Below are 23,958 nucleotides of genomic sequence, written 5' to 3'. Positions count from 1 at the left end.
AAGCGACCTGTGAAAACGCTGATTGCAATCGTACTGGTGTCCGTCATGGGCGTGGCGGCAGGCTGGGATCTGACAGCGGGTTTTCGTGCATTTACCACGGAAGATGCGCGCCGGCTCAGTATCGCAGAGCGCCCCCTGGCGCTGCCCGACGCCATGCTGGAACACGCGGACGGGCGCACCGTCTCGCTGGCCACGTCCCTGCGGGAGGACACCCGGGCGACCATCATGGTGTTCTTTTATGCGAGATGCAACAGCGTCTGCTCCGTCCTTGGATCGCAATTCCAGCAACTGCAGGACGCCATCCGGGCACGCGGCCTGCACACCCGGATCCGTCTTCTGGCAATCAGCTTCGACCACCGCGATGATCTGGGCGCGCTGCAGGAGTATGCCCAGCGCATGCATGCGGACCAAACAATCTGGCAAGTCGCGCGCTTTACCAATGACGCAGAAAGAGACCGGTTACTGGCTGCAAGCGGCATCACGGTCATTCCAGCCCCGCTGGGCGAGTTTGAACACAATGCGGCATTCCATATCGTTTCACCGGAGGGGCGATTGATGCGCATCGTCGACTACGATCAGCTCGAAGACGCGTTGGCACATGCGCTGGCCGTACTGCCCGGGGCCGTTGATGGCGATGGAGGTGCGATGTGATGACGGCATTGCTTCTGCGCCGGCAAGGCCTTGTGCCGGCAATCGCCGGCATGGCATTGGTCATGCTCGCCATGGCGGCACGGCAGCCTCTTGAGCTGACGATGGCTCGGCACATGCTCGTGCAGATCCCGATGCTGGTTGCCGGAGGCTTTTTATTGGGATGCTTCTGCCGTACTGCTGCCAGCCAGGAAACCGGACGCCGTTTCGCCGCCTTCAATGAAAACGGGCTTTCCGGCTTGTCTGTTTTCCTGCTCGTATCCGCCTACTGGATGATCCCCAAAGCGCTCGACGACGCGACTGCATCATCGTCGGTAGAACAAGCGAAGTTCCTTACACTCGTTCTTGCGGGATTTTTTCTCCCGCTGTCGCTGGCACGCGCAAATACCGTGATCCAGCTGTTCTTCGTCGGTAATTTCTCGTCGATGACGGCTGTCGTGGGGCTGCTTTACCAGGACGCCCCGGTTCGCCTCTGCAATGCCTACCTTCAGGACGACCAACAGCATGCCGGTGTCGGCCTTGTCATCATTGCCCTGACTGTTCCCGTGCTTTGGTATTTGTTTTACAAACGGAATCGATGACGCGATTGCACGAACATCCGCTTGAACGAAGCATTAATCGCAAACCAGCGACGGTGTGAACTGACTGCAATCAGTTCACACCTTGCGCAAGTCCGACTGCCGTCAGTCTAGAACTCTTCCCAGTCGTCACCGGTCACCGGCCGCGTGCCCGCAATCTGGCGCGGAGCGGGTGCGGCAACGGTGTTGCCGGCCTTGGGCAAGGTGCTCGGGGTTGCCGGGCTCCCGATTTTCGGCTCGCGCCGGGCGGGTGCCGTTGCTGCGGGCGCGGCTGCTCTCACTGTCGTCGCCCCGTCCAGCTTGAAGATGCTGACGGCGTCGGCGAGGTGGCTGGCTTGTTCCTGCATGGATGCCGCGGCGGATGCGGCCTCCTCCACCAGCGCGGCATTCTGCTGCGTGACCTGATCCATCTGCGTAATCGCCTGGTTGACCTGCTCGATGCCGGCGGTCTGTTCGGCGCTGGCGGCGGCGATCTCGCCCATGATGTCGGTCACGCGGCGGATGCTGTCGACGATTTCCTGCATCGTTGCGCCGGCCTGGTCCACCAGCTTGGCGCCGGTATCCACCTTGTCCACGGAATCGTCGATCAGTGCCTTGATTTCCTTGGCTGCCGCGGCCGAACGCTGGGCCAGGCTGCGCACCTCGGAGGCGACCACCGCAAAGCCGCGGCCCTGCTCGCCGGCGCGGGCGGCTTCTACCGCCGCATTCAATGCCAGGATGTTGGTCTGGAATGCGATGCCGTCGATGACGCCGATGATGTCGACGATCTTCCGCGACGAATCGTTGATCGCGCTCATCGTGTCAACCACCTGCGACACCACCATGCCGCCCTTGGTCGCGACTTCGGACGCCGAGCCGGCCAGCTGGTTGGCCTGGCGCGCGTTGTCGGCGTTCTGCTTGACGGTCGAGGTCAGTTCCTCCATCGACGACGCGGTTTCCTCCAGCGAGCTGGCCTGCTGTTCGGTACGTGAGGACAGATCCATGTTGCCGGCGGCGATCTCGCGCGACGCGGTGACCACGCTTTCCGCGCCGCCGCGCACCTGACCGACCACCTTGCTCAATTCGGCATTCATCTTCATGAGGGCGCGCATCATGTCGCCGAATTCATCCTTACGGTCCGTGTCCAGGCGGGTGGTCAGGTCGCCCTGCGCGATCCTATTCGCGACGTCGACTGCATGCTGCAGCGGCTCGCGGATCGAGCGGATCAGCGCGCCGGAGCCGCCGATCACGCACAGCACGATCAGGGCCACCAGTCCTGCGGCCATCTTCACCGTGTTCAGGCGCGCTTCCGACAGCTGCGTGCGCACCGTCTCGGCATTGGCTTCCTGCATGCTCACGAAGTCGCGCAGCGACTGCAGGTAGGTCTTCAGCGCCGGATTGAAATCGCGGTCGAAGACGGCGCGTGCGCCCTCGGCATCGCCGTTCGCGCGCAATTCCCGCAGTTTTGTCAGGTGCTGGATCGCTATCTTGCGTTCGCTCGCCACCTTTTCCATCTGCCGGCGCTCGTCATCCGCCAGCTGCATGTCCTCGAGGCTCTTCTGCAACTCGGTGATCCGGGCCTGGTCGGCACTGTTGGCTTCCTTGAAGATGGCGTCGACATCCGGATTATTGGCCAGTACCGAGGCCTGCGTGCGGGCGGTCACGGTCTCGGCCAGTCCGGACCATTGCGTCACGGCGCGTACCTTCGCATTGCTCACCGCGGTCAATGCGTCGCCTTTCGCCTGCCATTGCGACGATCGCCAGCCGGAAAACCCGACCACGGAGAACACCGCAACGATGAAAAGGAAAACCGACAACCAGAGCTTTGCGCCAATGCGCAGGTTTTGGAATTTCATAGTGAAAGGCTAGAAAAATTTAGGAAACGATGCATCAAGCAGAGATTGCAGTCCGAGCTTGGCGAACACCGCGACCGGCCACGCTGGCCGGCACATATGCCGCGGCGGACCCGCATTATATTGCTATACAGAAACAAATTCTAAAAAATAGAACACTTTCAAGATCGAATATTCATCGGCGCAACACCGAATTAACAGAATATTCATACCGTCACGTTGCCTTCCGCCTTCTGGAGCAGATTTTCAACCTGCCGAGCCGGCAGCGGCACGCTGAACAGGAAGCCCTGCATTTCCATGCAGCCGCATGCGCGCAGGAAAGCCTCCTGTCGCGGCGTCTCCACGCCTTCGCCGATCACGTCCAGACCGAGGTTGTGCGCGAGCGAGACGATCGCCTTGACGATCGGGCTGTCCGGCTCCTGTTCGGTGATGTCCTTGACGAAGGAACGATCGATCTTGAGCTTATTCACCGGAAAGTGACGCAGATAGCTGAGGCTGGAATAACCGGTGCCGAAATCGTCGATCGCCAGGCTGATGCCCAGGCCGCGCAGCTCGGACAGCGTCCCGATCACCGCTTCCTCGTTGTTCAACGCAATGTTCTCGGTGATCTCCAGCTCCAGGAAGCGCGGATCCAGCCCAGTCTCGACCAGCACCCGCCGCACCATGGGCACCAGTTCGGCCTGGCGGAACTGCACCGCGGACAGGTTGACCGCGACCCGGATCGGCGCATGGCCTGCCTGCTGCCACTGCAGGTTCTGCAGGCAGGCGGTGCGCAGCACCCACTCGCCGACCGGCACGATGAGGCCGGTTTCTTCCAGCACCGGAATGAAGGCGCCTGGCGACACCGGCGCGCCGCCCGGCGGCTGCCAGCGCAGCAGCGCCTCGACACCGACAAGGCGGCCGTTGCGCGCATCGTATTGCGGCTGGTAATGCAGCACGAATTCATCCTGCTTGAGCGCCCGGTGCAGCGCGTGCTCGAGGCGCAAGCGATCCTGTCCGTCTTCGCTCATGCCCGGCGCAAAGAAGTGATGGTTGCATGCGCCGCCGGCAGGCACATGGCTCATCGCGATCTCGGCATTGACCACCAGCCGGTGGAAGTCCCGCCCGTCGCGCGGATAGACGCTCAGCCCGATGCGATGCGTCAGGAACAGTTCATGCCCGGCAATCGGCAGCGGCCGCGCCACTTCCTCGTTCATCCGCTCGATGACATCCGCCGGTTCCGCGCCGGTACGGATGTCCGCCAGCAGCACGGCGAACCGGTCGCCGCCGAGACTGGCCACCAGCCCGTGTGCGCCGACGCTGCTGCTCAGCCGTTCACCCACCAGGCGCAGCGCCTGCTCGGCGGCTTCCATGCCAAGCGTGCGGGTCACCAGCGAGAAACGGCTGATATTGACAACCATGAGCACCAGCGTCTCGGCCGCATCCGGAGCGGCGGTCAGCTGCAGCATTCTCTCCGCAAGGAATTCCCGGTTCGGCAAGCCGGTCAGCGCATCGGTATAGGCCATCTGCCGCAGGTGCTCGCGCTCCTCGCGCAGGTTGGAGATGGTCGAGGATTTCAGCAGCTCGCGCCTGACGGCCGGCACCAGCCGGTTGAGGTGGTCCTTGCCGATCATGTCGGCCGCGCCGGCCATCATCATGGCGACCGCCATGTCGTCAGTGATGGAGCCCGACACGACGATGAACGGCGTATCGCTGCCGTTCTCCTGGGCGATGCGCAAGGCGGACGGCGCATCCAGCGACGGCAGAGTGTGGTCGCAGATGATCACGTCCCACCACTGCTGCAGCAGTGCATGGCGCAGCGTGGCACCGGTTTCGACCCGCTCGTGCACGATGTCGGCAAACTCGCCGCCGAGCGTATTGAGGAGAAGCTCCATGTCATCCTCGGAGTCTTCCACGAAGAGAACGCGCAGTGTCTTGTTGGTATGCATTTCCCGCTTTCGATACGTTCGTGGTTGCAAGCCGGCGCCACTGCACCGGCAAAAAATCCCGGCCCTCAGCAATGCGCAGTCGCGGGCCCGGCCACCCCCAGGGTGACCAGGCACTGCTTCAGGCGCTCGAAATCACGCGACTTGTCGAGAAAAAGGTCGGCACCCAGTCCCATGCACTTCCTGCGATACGGCTCCTCGCTGCGGTTGGTCAGCACGACCACCTTCACGTCCGGCTGCCGCTGCTTGACCTGCCGCAGGACCTCGATGCCGCTACCACTCGCGAGCGTCAGGTCCAGGATTGCGACATCGGGACGCAACGCGGCGATGCCCGCAATTGCCGCATCTTCGCTATTCGCTTCCGCCAGCACTTCAGCGCCGGCCATCTCCGCCACGACGCCGCGCAGATGCCCGAGGATGACTTCGCTGTCTTCGACAAGAAAGATTTTCATTACTGCAATTAATCCAGCCTCACTTCCATGGCTAGATGATGTTGCCTTGCCGAAAAAAACGAAATCGGCGCAGGCTTAATGTGACGTGGGAAGAGTGGAAAGCGTGGTAGGAGAATTCCCACCCGGGGAGGGTTCATCCTGGGGCGGTGCCGCAACTCGTCTGGTGCTGCACACGGACAGTTGCAAAATCAATGCGTTGCGGCGGGAACTGCCATTCAAATCTGGGTCCGCTGCGGCTTTATCTGCGCTTTTACGGATTCTGTTCACTTGTCTCTGAAACTTGGGGACGGTCGGTCGGATTTGATGAACGCCTGCAGTGCAGCGAACGTGGACAATGCCTACGGTGTCACCTTGAAAGTTCAAGGTTTACGGATGAACCGATTGCCTTCTATTGATAGCGCCCCGTCATCCTGCATCCGCCTGAGTGCACGGTAAAGAGCCTCGTGGGTCAGTCCAAGTTCGGCAGCCCATGATTTGCGCGACTGCTTGAGTGTTACTACTCCGTCCTCTCCCTCTGACTCTATGTAGTGCGTGATACGGTCAGCTGCGTTATGCAAGCTCAACCTCTCACACCGTGCGCGGAGCCTGCGGACTTCTTTGGCAAGTTGTGACTGCCATGCTTTACAAAATGCGGGGTCATTCTCCAACGCTGCGCGGAACGCTACGACAGGAAACAGCAACAACGTCGTAGGCTCGGCAGTGACCGCGTCACAGTGGTAAGTCTTGCTGTCAAGGCTGGCTTCGGCGATGAATCCACCGCGAGAGCGCTGCAATATGACTTCACCGCCACGACACTCCAATCGAACGAGACGCGCTTCCCCGCGAATTACCAGATAGATATGGCGAACCTGGTCACCAGTCCGAAAGAGCGTTCCACGGGAATCCGACTGGACCTGCGTTGCTACTTCTCGAAGATCTTTGGGGACAAGAGCAGCTGATGCCTGCATCCCGACAAGGGCGTTCCAGTCAAGAATATTTTTATCTTTGCTCATATGATCCGAATCATATCTCTTGGATCGCCGCTAGTCCTAGCATTTATGCGGCAACGTAACCGGAGAACAAGCATGCGCAAATTAATCGTCATTCCTTTCATTTTTTCTGCTTTGATCGCCTTCGCACAAGCCCAGAATATGGACCCGTCGATGATGGGCCACTCCAGAACGAACCATGCGGCTCACACGGAAAGGTTGTCTGATACACAACGGCAAGCGGAGGTTTCGCAGCGGAGCAAAGATGTAATGCCCTTCAGCTTGCCAGCCACGACCCATATCTTCACCAAGAGTGCGGAAGGGGGAGTTCAGCGTGTAGTGGCGAAGAATTCGTCCGATGCTGCCCAAGTCACACTGATCCGGCAGCACTTGCAGGAAATCCGAGAACAGTTTTTGAAGGGAGACTTCTCAGGCCCGAGCCACATCCATGGTCAAGACATGCCCGGCCTGCGTGAATTAACGCAAGCCAAGCCTGGGCAACTCGACATCGCCTACAAGGACGTTAAGGGTGGAGCGCAGCTGACTTACAAAACGAAAGAGACCGTCTTGGTGGCCGCGTTGCACAGGTGGTTTGACGCCCAGCTTTCTGACCATGGCAAGGATGCCGTCGAAGAGCATGAGGCTCATTAACTGACTGTTACCAGCTCGGCAGGCCGGAAATGCGGTAGAGCTGGTGACTCGATAGCACATGCGGCGGAAGGCGCTTCGCTTTTCCGCGCTACGACGCGGATCTACAGAGCATCTCGCGTGAAGCCAATACATCGACGGATCAGAACGTTGGCTGTCCGGATAGTGAATGGATGACGTTGGCACCGGCCCGCTTCATTGCCCACAGCCCGAATCGCTTCTTCCACGACGCGTTGCTGGCAACTGCGTTAGCCAGAACATGCACAACGTAGCCGCGACGTCGCGCATCTAGAACCGTGGATCGTACACAGCCCTCTGCATACACTCCCATTACATAGAGATCAGTAACTTTCTCCGTCTGAAGATAGCGGTCGAGTTCCGGGTTGGTGAATGCACTTGGGCTCGATTTTGCAAATACCCTGTATGCGTCATCGTTCCTGACTCGGTCGTCAAATTCTGCACCTGGCGTTCCCGCAACCGCTGCGCCTTTACGAAGCATATTTCCGATGCGGTCCGTTGCGGGAAAGCGATTGACGATCAGAACAGGCAGCGCATCTTCGAGAATTTCCTTGCTGAGGATGGCATTTGCAGTGTTGATGATTGGGTCAACACTAGTTGGCTCCACAGGCATTCGACTGCCCTCTGCACCAAGGAAATCTTTTTGAAGATCCATGAGTAGGACGGCGCTGCGGGTCATTGCTGTTTCCAATGGAGGGTAAAGGGAGTCTACCGGCATGTTGCCACGTCGATCATGCGATCACGATAACGAGGCGATGGTAAATGTGAGAGCACCAGTGAGACGTTGCGAGCAGAACTCGCGGGAAATCGCAGGGCTTGGCAACGTAGTTTACGCCAGTGCGCGGTCCGAAATCGAACGGGATTGCGGACTCACTCAACTATCACATACCGAGTTTTTCGGGGTTTCCCTGTGCCCAGTCGAGACCAAAGTCGCAATTGCTTGCACCTTCATCACATACTGCACCAATGCCATCCGCTTTGTACAAAGACCTGCAGACATCCTTCTTCAGGACGACGCTGTATTCGCAGACCATATCACGCTCAATGCGCCATGTGCTCTTATGTTCTTGCCCCCTGATCCTCACATATCTAGTCCCGTCCGGGAGATACAGAAGTGGTACACGAAAACCGTTCTTCGGGACGACATGGTAGAGGGTATTGTTGGTCAGGAGTTTTTTTAACTCTTCAGAGGATAGCGGTTTCGCCCCCATGGCTTCCAGCTCCGCGCGTGACGGGACTACGATGCTTTGCGCCAGTGCTGCGTGCGTTAGGCAAGCGGTCGCGCCCGTCAACAGAATGGTTCTAACAAAAGCCATGGACTCCTCCTTGCAGGATTGGTTTAGCGCGATGTTACCGGGAAATATGTCGTATAGGTTGGGTTGCGATCTCTTCCAGCGGAGGTCTTCGCCTGGTACAGCTCTTTAAGAGCCTGTTCAGTATCTTTTTGGCATGCGCGTTCGAGCGAGAAGGGATGCAGTGCAAGGCGCGGCGCGCCGCTCAAGGTGGCCCCTTGAGCAAGCGACGCAACGCCGCAATGCGCACTTCTCGCTCGAACCCTACGGGCAACCCCGGAAACCGGCCGCCTGCTGTGTTGCATCTCCTTGCCGTGGCCCCGCCACGACGCGTCGCCGCGCCTTGCATTCGACCGGTTTCCGGGGCTGCGCGCATGCCAAAAAGATACTGAACAGGCTCTAAGATCAAGTCGCCGATGATTTCAACCTACGGAAATCTGCGGGAACCCGGACCATGCCCGCTCCGCATGAGCTCGCGGTCGAGCGCATTGGCAAAGTTCTGGCGGTCAGCATGGCTAAACGCGGCCGGGCCGCCAGTGTCGACACCACTGCTGCGCAACTCTTCCATGAAAGAGCGCATCGTCAGTTGCTGGGCAATGGTGTCTTTGGTGTACCACTCGCCGCGTGGATTGAGCGGCAACCCGCCCTTGTCCAGCACCAGGGAGGCTAAAGGGATGTCACCGGTCACGACGATGTCGCCGGGGCTGACGCGGGCAACAATTTCGGCGTCGGCCGCGTCCGCACCAAACGGGACCTGGAGCGTGCGGATGAAGCGCGAGCCCGGCACACGGATCAACCGGTTGGCGACCAGCGTGACGTTGAGTTGCAGGCGTTCGGCCACCCGAAACAGGATGTCTTTAATGACGGCGGGACAGGCGTCGGCGTCGACCCAGATATGCATGGCAACTTGGATAAGATCAGCAGGAAGTCGCATTGTAAATGCAAGCTGCGTGGCAGATGCCCTACGGAACCGTTCCCTCTCCCACAAGCGGGAGAGGGGAGCGGGAGTGCGGTAGATCCATGCCGGATCAGTAACGCCGCAATCACGCTGCTGCTGCGCTAATCCAGCGGCTGCCCCGCTTCGTCGATCAGTCCGTGCGTGATCGCATAGCGGATCAGGTCGGTGGTGGTGGTGAAGTTCATCTTCTGCATGATGCGGGTCTTGTGCGTGCTGATGGTTTTCACGCTCAGGTGCAGGCTGTCGCCGATGGCGGTGATTCCCATGCCGGAGGCGATCAGCCGGAACACCTGGTATTCGCGGTCGGTGAGCAGCGTATGCGGCAGCGACTCGTTGTTGGTGGTCAGCCCCATCGCGAGATTTTCTGCCACGGCGGTGCTGATGAACATGCCGCCGGCGGCGACCTTGCGGATGGCCTTGACCAGGTCGGCAGAGGCGCTGTCCTTGCACAGGTAGCCGGCGGCGCCGGCCTTGAGCGTGCGCACTGCGTACTGGTTCTCCTTCTGCATGCTGAGGATCAGCACCGGCAGCTTCGGCTTCTCGCTCTTGACCTGCTTGAGCAGGTCGATGCCACTCTTGCCCGGCATTGCCATGTCCAGCACCAGCACATCCCAGTCCTGTTCACGCACCCTGGCCAGCACGTCGAAGCCGTTGTCGGCCTCGCCGGCGACCTGCATGTCGGCGCATTCCGACAGGATCTGCTTCAGCCCATCGCGCAGGATCGTGTGATCGTCCGCGATCAGTATCTTGATCATGCTTGTGTCTCCGCGTTAAATGGAATGCTCGCTTCGATGCGCGTACCCTTGCCCGGCGAGCTGGAAATGTCGAGCAAGCCGCCCAGCAGCTTGACGCGCTCGTGCATGCCCAAGAGGCCATAGGTTTTCTTGCGGCCGGCCGCCGGCTCCGGCAGGCCGCGGCCATCGTCCCTGACGATCAGCAGCATCTCGTCGCGCAGGTCCTGCAGCTGCACGGTCACCTTGCTCGCCTGCGCATGGCGCGCCACGTTCGTCAGCGACTCCTGCAGCACGCGGAACAGTGCTGTCGCCATCCGTTCGTCGAGCTCGTAGTGATCGCGGCTCATGGACAGCTCGCAGGCGATGCCGGTCTGCTCGGCGAACTTGCTGACATGGTGCTCGATCGCGGCCGCCAGGCCGAGGTCGTCCAGCATCCCCGGCCGCAGGTCTTCCGAGATGCGGCGCACCGCATCGACCGTCTTTTCGACCAGCGCAAGCATGGCTGCGAGCTTGTCGTCCACCTTCTTCTCGCGCTGTGGCAGCTTGTCGTTGAGCCAGACCAGGTCGATCCGCAGCGCCGTAAGCGCCTGGCCGAGCTCGTCATGCAGCTCGCGCGCGATGCGCGTGCGTTCGTCCTCACGCACCTGCTGCAGGAATGCGGAGAGCTCCTCCAGCCGGCGCCGCGACTCGCGCACCTCGTGCTCTGCCCGCTTGCGCTCGGTAATGTCCTGAAAGGCAGTGACGGTTCCGACTACCTCGCCATCTTCGAACACCGGTGATGCGACGTAGGTGACCGGGAACGTCGAGCCGTCCTTGCGCACCAGCACATCGTCTTCCGCGCGCCAGCTCTGGCCGGAGCAGACGGTGCGAAACACCTGGCATTCCTCGCGCGTCAGCGGCGAGCAGTCCGGATGCCGGCAATGGATGGTGTCGTGCACCGGCCGCTCGGCGAGCTCCTCGCGGGTCCAGCCGAGCAGGCGCTCGGCTTCCGCATTCATCATGAGCAGGCGGCTCTTGGTGTCCAGCACCAGCAAGCCCTCGCCGAGGGATTCGGTAATGTTTTCCAGCAGTCGGCGGTTTGCGGCCAGTTGCTGGTCTGCCAGCCGGCGCTGTGCGCGGCTGGCGGTTTCCTTGATCTCGCGCTCGATCGCCGGCACCAGGCGTACCAAGCTGTCCTTCATCACGTAGTCGTGGGCACCGGCCTTCATCAGCGCAACTGCGCCGACTTCGCCGATGAAGCCCGACACCACGATCAGCGGAATGTCCTGTCCGCTCGCCTGCAGCAGGCGCAGCGCGTCATAGGCATTGAATGCAGGCAGGTTGAAGTCGGACAGCACCACGTCCCAGCGGTCCTGTGCCAGCGCCGCCTGCATCTGCGCCGCCGTGTCCACGCGCAGGTAATGCAGCGCATAGCCGGCGGCTTCCAGCTCGAGACGGATCAGTGCTGCGTCATCCTCGGAGTCTTCGACGTGAAGGATGCGAAGAGACTGCATCAGCGCCGCTCCCACGTCGGCGGCGGCTCGTTGAGCATCAGCCAGTACATGCCGAGCTGGCGCACCGCGTCGATGAAATCGCCAAACACGACCGGCTTGCGGATATAGCTGTTGCAGCCGAGCTGGTAGCTGCTGATCAGGTCGCTTTCCTCTTTCGAGGTGGTCAGCACGACCACCGGCACCATGCGCGTGCGCGGTTCCTCGCGCATGCGCCTGAGCACTTCGAGCCCGTCGACCTTGGGCAGTTTCAGGTCGAGCAGGACCAGGTTCGGCACTTCATGCCCCTTGCCGTGGGGGTCGAGCAGGTAGTCGAGCGCTTCTGCGCCGTCGCGCGCCACCACGACCTCGTTGAGCAGCTTGCTCTCTTCGAAGGCGATCCGCGTCAGTTCCTCGTCGTCCGGATTGTCCTCGACCAGAAGGATCACCATTTTCTTCATCATGTCATGTCCCTGTCTGCATTTCGGCGGATTGCTGTGCCCCGCAAGAGAAATAAAATGTCGCGCCCTCACCCTCGACACCTTCCGCCCAGGCGCGGCCGCCATGCTGGTGCACGATGCGCTGCACAGTCGCCAGCCCGATGCCGGTGCCCTCGAACTCGCTGCTGGAATGCAGCCGCTGGAACGGGCTGAACAGCTTGTGCGCGTATTCCATGCTGAATCCGGCGCCGTTGTCACGCACGTGGACCGCCGGCACGCCGTCGTGCATGCTGCAGCCGACCTCGATCCTCGCCTGCGGTTTCTTTGCGGTGAACTTCCAGGCGTTGCCCATCAGGTTTTCCAGCACGATGCGGACCAGCTTGGCGTCGGCGTCGATCGTCATTCCCGGCGCGATCGATACCTCGACGTGGCGTGCGGGATCCGTCTGGCGCAATGCGGTGGCGACATCCTGCGCCAGCTGCGAAACGTCCACCTCGCCGCGCACCACCTGCCGCCGGCCGATCTGCGACAGATGCAGGATGTCGTCGATCAGTTCGCCCATGCGCTGGCTGGCGCGCCGCACCCGGCCCAGGTAGTCCTTGCCGCGCTCGTCGAACTGCTGCTCGTAGCTCCTGGCCAGGATCTGGCTGAAGCCGTCGATGGCGCGCAGCGGCGCGCGCAGGTCGTGCGACACCGAGTAACTGAACGCCTCCAGCTCCTTGTTGGCGCGCTCGAGCTGCTGCGTGCGCTGCGCCACGCGCTGCTCCAGCGTCTGGTTCAACTCCTGCAGCGCCTGTTCGGCGCGCTTGCGTTCAGCCACTTCGATGCGCAACTGGTGGAACGGCTCGCGCACGCTGGCCACGAACGCCGCACGGTAAAGGAAAAGGTAGGCGGCAACCTTGAGCAGGTGGCCGAGCAGGTTGAAGACGTCGGCCACGCGGACGTAGGCGGTAAAGCAGAGTTCGCTCAGGATGCTGATCGCGGCGACGGCAAAGAAACCGGCGCTCTCGTGGCTGCGGTCGTGATGCGCGCGCCGGTAATGCAGTACGGCGGCAACGACCAGCACGGCGATGATGCTCCATTCGGCGGCAACCTTGAAGCCGGTCAGCCCCTGGCCTTCGATGAAGGTCGCGGGCCACAGCTGAGGATGAAACAGGACCAGCCAGTAGATCAGCGCGCTGGCCGCGAGGCTCGCTCCGAGCAAGAGGTAGCGCGTGTGTCCGCCGGCCAGCGGCCTGCGCTCGCGCAGGGCAACTGCGAGCATCGCCAGCGCCGCGACGGTGCGCGCCGCCAGCCAGAAGTCAATGGCCTTCTCCGGGCCGGACGGCGTAATGAAATCCGGCATGCCCTGGTACGACAGCATGTGCGCGAGGTCGAGCAGTGCGACCGCAAGGAAGGCACAGCCGAGGATCACGAGATTGCCCGACCGCTCCTTGCTGTCGGCATTCCACACCACGCCAAACAGCAGCAGCGCCACGGCGACGGCGAACACTTCGACCATCGAATGCACCCACAACGGCATCAGGTCGACGCCTTGCAGGATTTTCAGTGCCGGCATCTGCCAGACGGCGATGCAGACTGCACCAAGGAAAAACAGCAGAAGCCGTACCGCCGCCAGCGGATGGGCCGGCACTCCAGCGAGACTTGATTCGGCACTCATCTAGAGGAAACACACTAAAAATTGCGTTGCGGAAATTCTACTCCTGATTCCCCTACTCGAGGTACTGATATAGAAAAAAGCGCGGCGTTTTTCAGTCTGACGCGATGCAAGTCAAGGTCGGGCGAGCGAGCCGGATTTGACAAGCGCAGGCACAAGGTTGCCCGCGTATGGTCAGGACGAAAACGCTCTGCCCCCCGGTTCCGGCTGTCAGCAAGGTAGGAGTCCTCCTACCCGTTTTTCATGTGTTCCCACCCCAAGATAAGCATCCGCTGATTCTTCAAATTGTTTCTCCACGGCATCATTCGTTCCAATCTCACGCATTCTGTGGAAGGAATCGCCATGCATCACACAGACACGTCCGGCGCAGCGCCGTCGGAATTTCTTGCCTTCACCCTCGGCACGGAGGAATACGGCATCGACATCCAGAAGGTGCAGGAACTGCGCGGCTATGAAACGCCGACCCAGATCGCCAACGCGCCCGACTTCATCAAGGGTGTGGTCAACCTGCGCGGCATCATCGTGCCGATCGTCGACATGCGCATCAAGCTCAAGCTCGGCACGCCGACCTACGACCAGTTCACCGTGGTCATCATCCTCAATGTCGCCGGCCGCACCATCGGCATGGTGGTCGACAGCGTGTCCGACGTGACCACCCTCGCGCCCGGGCAGATCAAGCCGGCGCCGGAGATGGGCACTGCGCTCAAGACCGATTACCTGATCGGCATCGGCACCATCGAGCAGCGCATGCTGATCCTCGTCGACATCGACAGGCTGATGGCCGGCGACGACATGGGGCTGATCGAACGCGCCGCCATGAATCGCGCCACGAATCGCGCCACGGCTGCCGCTTGAGTTGGCTTGCGTTGACCGGTGACCTGCCTGGGCACCAGCACCATTTTTAAAACGTTTTCAATGCATTGGAATAAACGAACATGTCTTTCGCAGATTTAAAAGTAGGAACCCGTCTGACAGCCGCATTCGGCCTGGTGGTCGCGCTGCTGGTCGGCATCACCATCCTCGGCGTCACCCGCTTAGCCGCGCTCGATCAGGCTACCGCCCTGATCGTCAGCGACAGCTATCCGAAGGTCGCGCTGTCGAACAAGGTCTTGGAAGGGATCAGCGAGGCGGCAATCCGCATGCGCAACCTGCTTGTAATCCACGACCCCGACAAGGTGGCACACGAACTCGCCGAGATCGCCCGGATCCGCAAGGATGTCGGCGGCTATATCGACGACATCGGCAAGCGGCTGTACTCGCCAAAGGGTCAAGCGATGTTCCGGGAAATTCAGGAAGCGCGCACGCAATACCGCGTGCAGCAGGATGAATTCCTGCGACTGATCGCCGAGGGCAAGCAAGAAGAAGCGGCGGTACATCTGCTCGACAATCTCATCCACGCCCAACAGGTGTACTTCGGCAAGGTGAAAGGCCTGGTGGACCTGGTCGCCACGATCATGGAGCAGAGCGGAGCCGACGCGAGCGCCCAGTACCACAGTGCCGCGACGCTCATGATCGGACTGGCCGCCCTCGCCTTCGCGCTGGCGACCGCGCTCGCCCTGTGGGTTACCCGCAGCATCACCCGCCCGCTCGACCAGGCAGTCCAGGTCGCACGCACGGTGGCGGCCGGCGACCTGACCAGCCGCATCGAGGTCAAGTCGAAGGATGAAACCGGACAGCTAATGCATTCGCTGAAAGACATGAACGACAGTTTGGTGAAGATCGTCGCCCAGGTGCGCGGCGGCACCGGCTCCATCGCCGCCGCCTCGAGCGAAATCGCCGCCGGCAACCTCGACCTGTCCTCGCGCACCGAAGAACAGGCCAGCTCGCTGGAAGAAACCGCGTCGTCGATGGAAGAGCTGACCTCGACCGTCAGGCAGAACGCCGACAATGCGCGCCAGGCCAACCAGCTGGCTGCATCGGCATCCGACGTCGCGGCCAAAGGCGGCGCGGTCGTGTCGCAGGTGGTCGATACGATGGGCGCGATCAATGCCTCGTCAAGCAAAATCGTCGACATCATCGGCGTGATTGACGGCATTGCGTTCCAGACCAACATCCTGGCGTTGAATGCGGCGGTGGAAGCCGCGCGCGCCGGCGAGCAGGGTCGCGGCTTTGCAGTGGTGGCAAGCGAGGTGCGCAGCCTGGCGCAGCGTTCGGCCGCAGCAGCCAAGGAAATCAAGTCGCTGATCGACGACTCGGTACACAAAGTGCATGTCGGCACCGATCTGGTCAACCAGGCCGGCGCGACGATGCAGGAAATCGTCGACAGCGTGCGGCGCGTGACCGACATCATGGCCGAGATCGCCGCTGCCAGCGCCGAGCAGACCGCCGGCATCGAGCAGGTCAACCAGGCAATCGCGCAGATGGACGAAGTCACGCAGCAGAACGCGTCGCTAGTCGAGGAAGCAGCAGCGGCGGCCGAATCGCTGAACGAGCAGGCAGGCAAGCTCAACGAGGTGGTGACGCTGTTCAAGCTGGACGCGACAGCGGCAATCCCAGCCGCGCAGCCACGGCCGGCCGTTGCCACCCGCGCGGCGAAGCCTGCCCTTTCACACGCCCAGCACGCCCAGCACGCCAAGCACGCCCAGCGCGCCGCCATCTCGCCGGAGCCGATGGAAAGAATCGTTGCCAGCAAACCGGATAGCAGCGACGACTGGGAACAGTTTTAAAGTGCGATCGAAGCCTCGCCGCAGAGCAGGCCTATTGAAATCAATAAAGGGGGAGCGACCATGCGCATCAACCAGCCGGTCAGCAATACTGAGTATCCATTGAGGGATGGCGAATCGATCGTCTCGAAAACCGACCTCAAGGGCAGGATCACCTACGTCAATCCCTGTTTCATCGAGGTCAGCGGCTTTACCGAGGAGGAGCTGATCGGCGCGCCGCACAATATCGTGCGGCACCCGGACATGCCGCCGGAGGCCTTCGCCGACCTGTGGCGCACGCTGAAGGAAGGCACGCCATGGACCGGCATGGTGAAGAACCGTCGCAAGAACGGCGACTACTACTGGGTGCTGGCGAATGTCACGCCGATCCGCGAAGGCGGCCGCGTGGTCGGCTACATGTCGGTGCGGATCAAGCCGGACCGCGCGCAGATCGACGCCGCCGACGCGCTTTACCGCTGCATGCGCGAAGGCCGCGCCAAGGGCATCCGGATCCGCTACGGTGCCGCGGTGCGCACCGGAATCGCCGGCTGGCTGCGCGCCGCGCAGGACATCCCGCTGTCCTGGCGGCTCGGCCTCAACCTCGGCCTTGTCAGCTTCCTGATGCTGGGGCTGGGCACATACGCCCTGCTCTCTTCTGCGGCGCCCGGCTGGACTGGCGCTTTTATGCTGGCCGGCGCCGTGCTGCTGCTCAAGCTCTGGCACTCGCTGCACAGCAACGTGGTGCGACCGCTGAAGGAAGCCATTGATTTCGCGCGCACCATCGCCAGCGGCGACCTGACGCGCCGCTGCACGTCCCAGCGCCATGACGAGGCAGGCCAACTGCTGCGCGCGCTGCAGCAGATGAACGTCAACCTCGTGGCCGCGATCGGCGACGTGCGGCGCAGCGTGGACACCATCCGCACCGGCACCCATGAAATCGCCGCGGGCAACCGCGACCTGTCGCGGCGCACGGAGTCGCAGGCGGCCAGTCTGGAAGAAACCGCCTCGAGCATGGAGGAGTTTGCCTCCACCGTAAAGCGCAATGCCGACAATGCGGAACAGGCGGACCGCTTTGCCGCCTCCACCAGCACCGTGGCTCTGCGCAGCGGCGACGTGGTGGCCAAAGTCGGCGAGACCATGTCGGACATCAGCGAGTCGGCAAGGCAGATTACCGAGATCATCGGCCTGATCGACGGCATTGCCTTCCAGACCAATATCCTGGCGCTCAATGCCGCCGTGGAAGCGGCACGCGCCGGCGAGCAAGGCAAGGGATTCGCCGTGGTCGCCGCGGAAGTGCGCCAGCTGGCGCAACGCTCTGCCGGCGCTGCCAAGGAGATCCGCACACTGATCGGCGAATCGGTGTCGAAAGTCGCCGCCGGCTGCGAGCTCGTCGAGCAGGCCACGGCGACCATGGACGAAGTGGTCGGTTCCGTGCGGCAGGTCACCTCCCTGATGGGCGAAATCCGCGTCGCCAGCGATGAACAGAACCTGGGCGTGAACCAGGTCAACAGCGCGATCTCGCACATCGACAAGATCACGCAGCAGAATGCCGCGCTGGTGGAACAAGCGGCAAAGGCTGCGGACGGCCTTGAGGAGCAGGTGATCAGGCTGTCGCAGGCGGTATCGGTCTTCGGGCTGCCCCGCGAAACGCAGCCGGTTGCGCTGCGCCCGGCTCCTGTCCCGGTCCCTGCCGCCGCGCGTGTATCGGACGCCGCGCCGGAGGACAGGCCCCAACCGGTGCTGCGGCTGGTGACGACGCCGCAGGTGTCAAAACATCCGTACCGGCTTCAGAAGAGCTGAATACCGGCATTCAGGCATGACAACAGCGCGACGACTTCGTTGAGGCCTGCCTGCATTGCACGGGGATCAAATCCTGGCGACCGGGCGTTCATATAGCCATGCCGTGTCCCCGGCATCACGACAGCATCAAGTCCCTGCGCGCGCAGGCGCGCCACCACCGGCGCCACATCGAAGGCTTTTTCCTGCTCGGCGAAGATCAGCTTTGTCGGCACCGTTGGCCTTAGGCTCAGGTAGTCGCGGATGCGCGATCCATAGAACAGGATGCCGAGCCCGGGTGACTGATCCGGTGTCGAGAGCGCGCGCCACGCAGCACTTGCCCCGGCGCTGAAGGCCACCAGCGCATCCGGGCGCAGCTCGGCAAGTGCGCTGGAAAGCTTCTGCGTGTACGCGTCCAATCCGCCGCATTGCAGAAACGATGCATACGCCTCTTCCTCGGTCGAGGCGTTAGCTTGCGACGCAGCATAGGGCGACATGATCTCTGCCTCTCCGGGAAGATGCCGCCCGAGCTCATGCAGCTCGGGCGTGGCACCGAAGATGTCGGACGCAATCAGGATTGTCATTTCCCGGGTCTTCATGACTTGGTCGACTGGAGGAGTTGATGCGCGGCTTGCATCAGGCAGCGCCGTCTTCGGTGTCGTATTCGATGCCGCCTGTGTACCGGGCCACCAGGTTGTAGATGGCACAGGCGATGGCGACCATGACGTAGCCCATCACGAGATAGACCAGCGGAAAAACCAGCAGCATGTAGATCGGCGGCCGCGCTTGCCCGTCTTCCGGCGGCACCAGCACGAACAGCAAGTACAGCGGCACGAACAGCACGAGCGAGCTGACGGCCATCAGTATCGAAATCACCTTGGCATTCTGGTGCGGCGAGAACCGCCTGATTTGAATTTTCATTGACTCCTCCCTGTTCCACCGTTTCACTTTGGCACACGGAAAAATCCGGACCCAGTGCCGCTTCTTGCGATGTGCTTTGCATCACGCATCCGGTCTCGTACCAACATCATCCCTTGCCCGGGCAGGATCGCTCAGACAGGGCCGGAATTATAGCGGGCACCCCACCCCTGCCCTGCGCTGGCCATACCGAGAAGCGAGGCGCGGTCGGACCATGACGATGCGTTCTTCCCCGCAGTATTGCGCAGCAATTGTGCTGGCAGACATCGCCGCACGATCGCCGCAGAAAGTGTTTGCCGACGGCACTCCAAGTCACAGGGCAATGCAAGAACAGACGTAACAGAAGAACCCACAGAAGCGTCACACATTGATACAACTTTGACACGAACTTCCCCTCTCCAGAACTTCTAACTCGTTCCAGCGAATGCCTGGTAATCCGGACACAAGGACAACTCTCCTTCTGTACGGAACTATCAATCGTGCAGTTCAACAGCAGTTCAATGATGGAGTCAGCCTATGAAAAAGCTTTTGATCGCAGTCCTTATTTCCGCACTCGGTTCCGGTGTTGCCATTGCCCAAAGTTCCGGCACCAGCGGTAGCACATCCGGCTCATCGGGCAGTAGCGGCATGACCGGCTCGTCCGGTTCTTCCAGCAGCGGCGGAATGAGCGATTCCTCGGGCGCTTCGGGGACCTCCGGCAGCAGCATGTCGGGTGCGTCGGGATCATCCGGTTCTTCGGATGACGCGTCCACGACAACCAAGAGCAAAAAAAAGGAGAAGGACAAGGCTTCGCGCTCGAAGTCCAAGTCTGATTCCGATACCAGCGGCACATCCGGCAGCAGCGGCGCCGGCTCGTCGGGCGCATCCGGCACAAGCGGCGCATCCGGTACTTCCGGCGCCTCGGGCGCGGGCATTGAAAGTGGCTCGCCCAACAGCCCAAGCAGCGGATATGGCGGCGGCTCCGACGGCTCCAGCGGCAGCTCGGGCGGTTCCTCGGGCTCGTCGGGTGGAAGCTCTGGTGGTTCGGGCGGTTCAGGCGGCTCCGGCAGCGGCAAATAATCACCCTGCATCTCCTGACCTGTCGGGCAGCACAACGACTGCCCGGCAGGGCATGAAGACGATCATGCCTGCCCGTGATCGTCTTCATGCCCTCCCCACCGTTCCGCACGCTGTTTCACACACCCGTTTCAGATTGCCTTGTCGGACGTGCCGTGATCAAGGTTCCGGAGTGTTTGCCCCTGCCTTGCATTCTGGCTGTCTCCCCCTTCTTTTATCCTCAGTCTGATCTCATCTTCTCATCGCGCCGGACGATGCAGGGTGTCCACCATCTCGATCCAGAAATTGCACTCGACGTCGACAAGCTGCCCCCTCAGCGAATCGCGGGGGAATGTCTTGCACTACTCAGCGCAACCAGCAACACAGGCATGTAGCTTGCGGGCCGATGACGCGCATACGACGCCACATCCCACTGTTCATTTGATGGAGGATTCATATGTGTACTACCAAGCGTAGCCACCTCGCCGTCCATGCCGCACTGGCGGCCTTCTTGCTGACATGGCAGCCTCTGCATGCGCAGACCCCTGGCGCACGGAGCAGCTACGAGTCGGCGGACTCCAGCGGCGACACAGGCCAGGCAACTGGCGCGAAACTGAGCAACGACGACCTGAAAATGATGCACGACATGGCGCATGCCAATCTTGCCGAGATCGAGACCGGGAAAATGGCACTGGAGAAATCGCAGAGTGACCAGGTCAGGAAATTTGCGGAGAAGATGGTCGACGACCATACCACTGCACTGAAAGAATTACAGAGCCTGGCGCAATCCAAGGGCGTCACGCTGCCGAAAGAAACCGACGTCCAGCACAAGGCCATCGCTACCGCACTCAAAGTCTTGCCCGGCGACACCTTTGACAAACAGTACATCGCCCGCGTGGGCGTCGGCGACCATGAGCGCACGCTGGACATGCTGCAGAAGGCCCAGAAGGAAGCCAAGGATCCCGACCTGAAAGCCTATGCGCAAAAGACGCAGAAAACAGTCAGCCAGCATCTGAACACCGCCAGACAGATGGAGGGCAGGAAGTAGTCACACCCGGGCAGTGGACGTTTCCTTGCAGGCGTTTGGCGTCGCGCCTGCACCGGGCGCGCCCCTGTATCTATTGCGTTAGCTGACGGCGTTGCGACCGAGGAATACAGCGTTCGCAGGGAGCACGTGCAAGCTTGCACAACAGGGCCTTGCTTGTTGTCGCTTCATTTCTCGTTTAGCATTTGGCAGCTTTCTTATTGCCAACCAGAAAATAAACCCCATTCATGAACGTCGCCGAGCTGTGCAGGAAGTACCAGGAAGCCCTGAGCCGCAAGGACTTGCCTGCAGTCCGCTCCCTCTTCACACCTGACGCGGTTGTCACCGCACCAGTCTCCGGCAAGGCGAACGTCGAGCAGTTTCACACCTACCTGTTTTCCAATACCAGAAAGACTGTCGCGAGGCTGCCCAACGTGCTGGCCGCACGGCAGGATCCGCCCTCGATCACGATGCAGTTCAGCTACACGCTCTCCGTCGCCAATGGCGACGTGGCAGTCATCGACGGCATTGCGGTGTTCGGCATCGACGAGGCGCTCGGCCAATTCCGGTCCCTCGACTTCATTTACGACCCGACCGAGATTCGACGCTTCATGGACGATGCCGGCATCGAGCCGCCGGCGACCGCAAGCGGCGCTGCCTGACCATCCTGCTATCGGTCGCCAGTCCATTTCCCGCGCATCAGCCACACGCGGCTCTGCCTGCCCTGCTGCAGGCTGCTGTTGATGATTGCGACGGTGCCGTTCCTGCTTGCCGCGATCTTCGACATCAGCAAGCCTTGGTGGCTGCCATTACTTCCTCCGGCGGGATCGCTGCTTTCCGGCACAACCCCTGGCGCACTGAAACTCCGTCCTCCGTCCGCCGACACAACCATGCCAAGACCACGCGGGCGCTTCGACGGGTCGGGGAACAGTTCGTAGCTGACATACAGACGCCCTACGCCATCCAATGCCAACGACGGGAAACTCGCACTGTCGATGGAGGAAGGCAGCGGCTTCGATACCTCGCGCGGCGCATCGAAGCTCTTCGCACCGTCGGTTGAGCGCGTGTAGAGGATCCGGTATTTCCCGAACGGGCCACTGCTGCTCTGCGCATAGACGAGATGCAGCACACCGTCCTGCCCGACTGCCAGTTTGGGTGCGTCGGAATAGGTATCGCCAGGCGCGACGACTATCGGCTTGCTGAAGCGCTCGCCGCCATCGGCGGATCGTGCGACATGGATGTCCGCGCCCGCATCTTCCCCTGTCCTCCACGCGAGATAGAGCGTGCCGTCCTTGCCCAACGCGAGCGAAGGTGCGCGCACCGGCTTCGCATTTGTTCCACCGCCGATCTGCTTGGGCCGGGAGAAACTCTTTCCGCCGTCAACGGATCGGCTGAACCACAGCGGCCCGTCGTATTCCGTCCACACGGCGTACAGCGCACCGTCCGGCCCGGCCAGAAGGTCGTAGCTGCCGTTATGCCAGACATCGCGGCTGATCCGGCCCTTGCCATCGCCGCCGATCGAGTTCGAAATATTGACCGGCTCGGAAAAACGCGCGCCGTTATCGGTTGAGCGTGCAAAGAACATGTCGCCGCCATGCGACCCGCCGGAAAAAATGATTTCCTGCCATAACAGGTAGATCGTGCCGGGTGCATCCGGTGCACCCGGTGCGTGGGCGATGCGCGGCAGCCAGGAAAACGTTGCGGGGCTCTGTGACACGTTCACCGGCGGTGCAAGAGGCATGGCACGGTCGGTGGAAAGGCGCTGGAAGAAAACATCCTTCTTTCCCTGCTCCACCCACGCAACATCGATGTTACCGTCGGCATCCAGCGCGACGGTGCCATCATCGACATAGTCATAGCGCGAGTCATTCTGCTGCCACGGCCCCTTTTCGCCACGGCCTGTGGCGATGTCGGTGCTGTCCAGCCAGCGCAGCGGTACAGGCGCCGCAGCTGCCACAGTGGCGGCGGCCGCAGCCAGCGTAATCAGGAACATACAGGCAGGCAGTCGGTTCATGACGGTAATGGCCCAGGAAAAAAACGGCCAAAGGAGCTTAGACTTCCGTCTCCCGATTGATTCCATGGCCCGGCCCGGTGGTGCACCACCGGCAACAGCATGGTGCGCGTCATCCATCGTGGCCGCGCATCGGCGAATCTGGCGAAGGACTTCCTGCTGGATGCAGTGCGCCTGCGGCTGCAAGCGTCGGTGAAGAACCGAAGGCGTCGCCGCTACGCTGATGCCGTTGCTCGCTGCTCGCTCTCCGGTGTGGCAATCGCCCGCCACAACATCTTGAACAGCACGTTGGCCTGGTCGGCCAGCGGTTCCTTCTCGCGGCGCAGGATGTGCATGTGCACCAGCCGTTCCATCACGCCGATGAAGTAATCCAGCAGGACCTTCTCGCTCACTTCATTGGTGAGGACGCCATTGGCGCGCCCCTCCGCCAGCGTATGCATCAGCACACCCATCAGCTTCGGCTGGCGGAAGGTCTGGTTCTTGCCCCAGGTATTGAGATAGACGGAGCTCATGATGAGCTGCGCCACCCGCGGGTTACGGTCGAAGAAGTCCAGCACCACCCAGAACACCTTGCGCAGGCGATCCTGATAGGTTTCGATGCCCTGCAGGTGATCGACCATGCGTGCCGCCAGCACGCCGAGCCAGGTTTCCAGACAGGAATACAGCAGGTCTTCCTTGCTGTTGTAGTACTTGTAGATCGTCTGCAAGGAAACATTCGCGGCACTGGCGATCTCGCCGAAACCGACACGATGGAACTCCCGCTCTGAGAACAATTGCAACACCGCCGCCTCGATACGCGAGCGGATGCCCGGATCCAGCCGCGACAGATCCAATACTTCCTGAGCCCGTTCCTTCTTCGCCATCATTGCTCCCTTGTGTAATTCTTTTTACCGCTCCATGATGCAGGCGGATTTAGAGTCAAACTTCTGTTGA

Annotated in this window: 24 protein-coding genes; 8 read left to right on the top strand and 16 right to left on the bottom strand. The window is 61.4% G+C overall.

What is annotated here, in order from left to right; all coding sequences use genetic code 11:
* The first annotated feature begins 9 nt into the window (after positions 1–9).
* Both ACYVIA_RS01335 and ACYVIA_RS01330 read left to right on the top strand, forming a co-directional pair.
* Entirely contained in the window at positions 10–651 is a 642-nt protein-coding gene (locus ACYVIA_RS01335; RefSeq protein ID WP_460837138.1) for an SCO family protein, read from the top strand.
* A 62-nt stretch (positions 652–713) separates the two neighbouring features.
* Positions 714–1,229, top strand: coding sequence for a hypothetical protein (locus ACYVIA_RS01330; protein WP_460837136.1), 516 nt, complete (start codon positions 714–716; stop codon positions 1,227–1,229).
* 107 nt (positions 1,230–1,336) lie between these two features.
* Here the strand turns inward: ACYVIA_RS01330 and ACYVIA_RS01325 are convergent, their stop codons facing one another.
* The 4 genes from ACYVIA_RS01325 to ACYVIA_RS01310 form a co-directional block, all read right to left on the bottom strand.
* Positions 1,337–3,061, bottom strand: coding sequence for a methyl-accepting chemotaxis protein (locus ACYVIA_RS01325; RefSeq protein WP_460837134.1), 1,725 nt, complete (start codon positions 3,059–3,061; stop codon positions 1,337–1,339).
* A 203-nt stretch (positions 3,062–3,264) separates the two neighbouring features.
* Entirely contained in the window at positions 3,265–4,986 is a 1,722-nt protein-coding gene (locus ACYVIA_RS01320) for a putative bifunctional diguanylate cyclase/phosphodiesterase (protein WP_460837133.1), read from the bottom strand.
* 65 nt (positions 4,987–5,051) lie between these two features.
* On the bottom strand, positions 5,052–5,435 hold the full coding sequence (locus ACYVIA_RS01315; protein WP_460837131.1) for a response regulator: 384 nt from the start codon (positions 5,433–5,435) through the stop codon (positions 5,052–5,054).
* A 359-nt stretch (positions 5,436–5,794) separates the two neighbouring features.
* Entirely contained in the window at positions 5,795–6,427 is a 633-nt protein-coding gene (locus tag ACYVIA_RS01310) for a Crp/Fnr family transcriptional regulator (protein ID WP_460837130.1), read from the bottom strand.
* Between the two features lie 72 nt (positions 6,428–6,499).
* Here ACYVIA_RS01310 and ACYVIA_RS01305 point away from each other — a divergent pair, with 72 nt between their 5' ends.
* Positions 6,500–7,054, top strand: coding sequence for an aspartate carbamoyltransferase (locus ACYVIA_RS01305; RefSeq protein ID WP_460837128.1), 555 nt, complete (start codon positions 6,500–6,502; stop codon positions 7,052–7,054).
* A gap of 139 nt (positions 7,055–7,193) precedes the next feature.
* On the opposite strand, the gene ACYVIA_RS01300 is transcribed toward ACYVIA_RS01305, so the two are convergent.
* From ACYVIA_RS01300 to ACYVIA_RS01270, 7 genes are all read right to left on the bottom strand, one after another.
* Positions 7,194–7,748, bottom strand: a complete 555-nt coding sequence (locus ACYVIA_RS01300; RefSeq protein ID WP_460837125.1) for a cysteine hydrolase family protein — start codon at positions 7,746–7,748, stop codon at positions 7,194–7,196.
* 202 nt (positions 7,749–7,950) lie between these two features.
* A complete protein-coding gene (locus tag ACYVIA_RS01295) occupies positions 7,951–8,385 on the bottom strand; it encodes a hypothetical protein (protein WP_460837123.1) in 435 nt (144 codons plus the stop codon).
* Between the two features lie 403 nt (positions 8,386–8,788).
* Complete coding sequence (locus ACYVIA_RS01290) at positions 8,789–9,262, bottom strand: YaiI/YqxD family protein (protein ID WP_460837121.1); 474 nt, start codon at positions 9,260–9,262, stop codon at positions 8,789–8,791.
* 158 nt (positions 9,263–9,420) lie between these two features.
* Positions 9,421–10,074 carry a response regulator gene (locus ACYVIA_RS01285; protein ID WP_460837119.1) on the bottom strand — a complete coding sequence of 218 codons (654 nt, stop codon included), beginning with the start codon at positions 10,072–10,074 and terminating at the stop codon, positions 9,421–9,423.
* Entirely contained in the window at positions 10,071–11,546 is a 1,476-nt protein-coding gene (locus tag ACYVIA_RS01280) for a sensor histidine kinase (RefSeq protein ID WP_460837116.1), read from the bottom strand. The genes ACYVIA_RS01285 and ACYVIA_RS01280 overlap by 4 nt, the downstream gene beginning before the upstream one ends.
* Positions 11,546–11,986 (bottom strand): response regulator, encoded by a 441-nt coding sequence (locus tag ACYVIA_RS01275; RefSeq protein ID WP_460837114.1) that lies wholly within the window; start codon positions 11,984–11,986, stop codon positions 11,546–11,548. Before ACYVIA_RS01275 ends, ACYVIA_RS01280 begins: the two co-directional genes overlap by 1 nt.
* A 1-nt stretch (position 11,987) precedes the next feature.
* Positions 11,988–13,622 carry a sensor histidine kinase gene (locus tag ACYVIA_RS01270; protein ID WP_460837112.1) on the bottom strand — a complete coding sequence of 545 codons (1,635 nt, stop codon included), beginning with the start codon at positions 13,620–13,622 and terminating at the stop codon, positions 11,988–11,990.
* A gap of 339 nt (positions 13,623–13,961) precedes the next feature.
* Here ACYVIA_RS01270 and ACYVIA_RS01265 point away from each other — a divergent pair, with 339 nt between their 5' ends.
* From ACYVIA_RS01265 to ACYVIA_RS01255, 3 genes are all read left to right on the top strand, one after another.
* Positions 13,962–14,474 carry a chemotaxis protein CheW gene (locus ACYVIA_RS01265; RefSeq protein ID WP_460837111.1) on the top strand — a complete coding sequence of 171 codons (513 nt, stop codon included), beginning with the start codon at positions 13,962–13,964 and terminating at the stop codon, positions 14,472–14,474.
* 80 nt (positions 14,475–14,554) lie between these two features.
* Positions 14,555–16,285 carry a methyl-accepting chemotaxis protein gene (locus ACYVIA_RS01260; protein WP_460837109.1) on the top strand — a complete coding sequence of 577 codons (1,731 nt, stop codon included), beginning with the start codon at positions 14,555–14,557 and terminating at the stop codon, positions 16,283–16,285.
* A gap of 60 nt (positions 16,286–16,345) precedes the next feature.
* Positions 16,346–18,061, top strand: coding sequence for a methyl-accepting chemotaxis protein (locus ACYVIA_RS01255; protein ID WP_460837108.1), 1,716 nt, complete (start codon positions 16,346–16,348; stop codon positions 18,059–18,061).
* Here the strand turns inward: ACYVIA_RS01255 and ACYVIA_RS01250 are convergent.
* The 3 genes from ACYVIA_RS01250 to ACYVIA_RS01240 form a co-directional block, all read right to left on the bottom strand.
* Positions 18,049–18,621 (bottom strand): hypothetical protein, encoded by a 573-nt coding sequence (locus tag ACYVIA_RS01250; protein WP_460837106.1) that lies wholly within the window; start codon positions 18,619–18,621, stop codon positions 18,049–18,051. The two genes, ACYVIA_RS01255 and ACYVIA_RS01250, sit on opposite strands and share 13 nt — an antisense overlap.
* A gap of 52 nt (positions 18,622–18,673) precedes the next feature.
* Positions 18,674–18,958: a hypothetical protein gene (locus tag ACYVIA_RS01245; protein WP_460837105.1), complete on the bottom strand. Its 285-nt coding sequence runs from the start codon at positions 18,956–18,958 to the stop codon at positions 18,674–18,676.
* A gap of 506 nt (positions 18,959–19,464) precedes the next feature.
* Complete coding sequence (locus tag ACYVIA_RS01240) at positions 19,465–20,025, bottom strand: hypothetical protein (RefSeq protein WP_460837104.1); 561 nt, start codon at positions 20,023–20,025, stop codon at positions 19,465–19,467.
* Between the two features lie 422 nt (positions 20,026–20,447).
* On the opposite strand from ACYVIA_RS01240, the gene ACYVIA_RS01235 reads away from it, so the two are divergent.
* On the top strand, positions 20,448–21,038 hold the full coding sequence (locus ACYVIA_RS01235; RefSeq protein WP_460837102.1) for a DUF4142 domain-containing protein: 591 nt from the start codon (positions 20,448–20,450) through the stop codon (positions 21,036–21,038).
* Between the two features lie 224 nt (positions 21,039–21,262).
* Entirely contained in the window at positions 21,263–21,676 is a 414-nt protein-coding gene (locus tag ACYVIA_RS01230; protein WP_460837100.1) for a nuclear transport factor 2 family protein, read from the top strand.
* Between the two features lie 8 nt (positions 21,677–21,684).
* Here ACYVIA_RS01230 and ACYVIA_RS01225 read toward each other — a convergent pair whose 3' ends face one another.
* Positions 21,685–23,028 carry a sialidase family protein gene (locus ACYVIA_RS01225; protein WP_460837098.1) on the bottom strand — a complete coding sequence of 448 codons (1,344 nt, stop codon included), beginning with the start codon at positions 23,026–23,028 and terminating at the stop codon, positions 21,685–21,687.
* A 212-nt stretch (positions 23,029–23,240) separates the two neighbouring features.
* Positions 23,241–23,891: a TetR/AcrR family transcriptional regulator gene (locus ACYVIA_RS01220; protein ID WP_460837096.1), complete on the bottom strand. Its 651-nt coding sequence runs from the start codon at positions 23,889–23,891 to the stop codon at positions 23,241–23,243.
* Between the last annotated feature and the right edge of the window lie 67 nt (positions 23,892–23,958).

This window comes from Noviherbaspirillum agri (genome assembly GCF_054780595.1).
This window is presented reverse-complemented; position numbering and strand designations above follow the sequence as displayed.